The following is a 1,405-nucleotide window of genomic DNA, read 5'->3' on the forward strand; positions in this document are numbered from 1 at the left end:
CTTGTGTACCGTGAACAACATTAAACATTAGCGATATAATCGCACAAGTTCAATCCATATTATTTCATACCCGTTTGTAACATTCGTGTAATTAGTGTGTTTACTTAAAAAAAGCAATTATTATGATAATCAGCGGTGTAACATTCGGCATAACTAAGGAAGACGGAACACATATCAACATAGCCATAGATCCGGCAGATATCAACAAAGTTGAAAGCAATAATGCCGGAATCTATAAATTGTACAGGGAAATAGACAGCCCCAAAACATTTGATAAAGGCTATTTAGGCGCCATATTTTTAGATGACGTTGATCCCGGTTACCAGTATTCTGGCAGTACCGAGCTTACCGATTTTGAACTGAAACAATTAGCGCAATTCATCAGGGATTACCATGCAACCGGTAAAGAGTTTGATGACCACCACCGCGATATCAGTACAAAATAAATGGGTTAAATAACAGCCTGTTTAAAAACCTTAAGATATTTGGCAATATAATCCTGCTTTGTTTTTGATTTATATTGCATTATAAAACGGGGATGTTCCACCGCGATGATCTGCTTAAAGAATTTTTTTTCTTCATTTAGCTTTCTCAAAAAAGCCTCATTTTTACCTGTGCCGAAGCAAAAGCAAATGTCTGTTTCAAAGCCAAGATCTATCTGTTTTTGGATGTTTTCAATAATAAAGGGATATACTGCTTTGGTTAATTCAGGGGTATCGTAGTAATTATAATTCACCTCCTTACCTTTTGGGCCGGTTATGGTAAAACCCAGGGGACAAACTGAATGAATATAAAATTGCTGGTAAAACGCCGCTATCCCGCCGAAGGCGTTAATCATATCGTATATATATGCTGATGATGGCTCATGAGTCATAGGGCCGGTATACGGGATCTGGCATTGATCAATCATCCGTTTAGGATCGGTAAAAGAAACACCCGTCATCCCCGATCCAAACCTGCCGGGATTTATGCCGAGGATTAAATGCCGCCGGTGATTATCACTATAATACTTGCTGTAAAACAGCGATGACACATCAAACGCAAAGTCATTATCCCTAAATGGGTTCATGATGCTGATTCCCGGTGGCAGGGTGCCTGTGTACGCCAATTGTTTATTAAAATCGATTATCCTATCGGCAAATGTGTTCATATTAAGCGCTAACCTATCAAAAATCAGCAAAAAGCAGAAGGCTTAAAGCAAAAAGCTTTCTTTAATCATCATATAATTACCTTTACATTATGGGGATCATCAATTTTACTACTTTTTTGATAACGTCTTTTCTGTTTATCATTTCGCCGGGTATCGACACTATTTTTGTGCTTAATAAATCTATTGCCCAGGGAAAAAAAGCTGGTGTTTACTCAACTTTGGGCATTACTACAGGTGTGCTTGTACATACTACCC

2 protein-coding genes are annotated in these 1,405 nt (G+C 38.1%); one reads left to right on the forward strand and one right to left on the reverse strand.

The genetic code is table 11. From position 1 onward, the window contains the following. Positions 1-122 precede the first annotated feature (122 nt). Positions 123-446 carry a hypothetical protein gene (locus tag AC1DPZ_RS27180; RefSeq protein WP_477409396.1) on the forward strand — a complete coding sequence of 108 codons (324 nt, stop codon included), beginning with the start codon at positions 123-125 and terminating at the stop codon, positions 444-446. Between the two features lie 5 nt (positions 447-451). Here the strand turns inward: AC1DPZ_RS27180 and AC1DPZ_RS27185 are convergent, their stop codons facing one another. Continuing rightward, positions 452-1,150 (reverse strand): uracil-DNA glycosylase family protein, encoded by a 699-nt coding sequence (locus AC1DPZ_RS27185; RefSeq protein WP_477409398.1) that lies wholly within the window; start codon positions 1,148-1,150, stop codon positions 452-454. Between the last annotated feature and the right edge of the window lie 255 nt (positions 1,151-1,405).

The sequence above is a fragment of the Mucilaginibacter sp. P4_G9 genome (assembly GCF_056400985.1).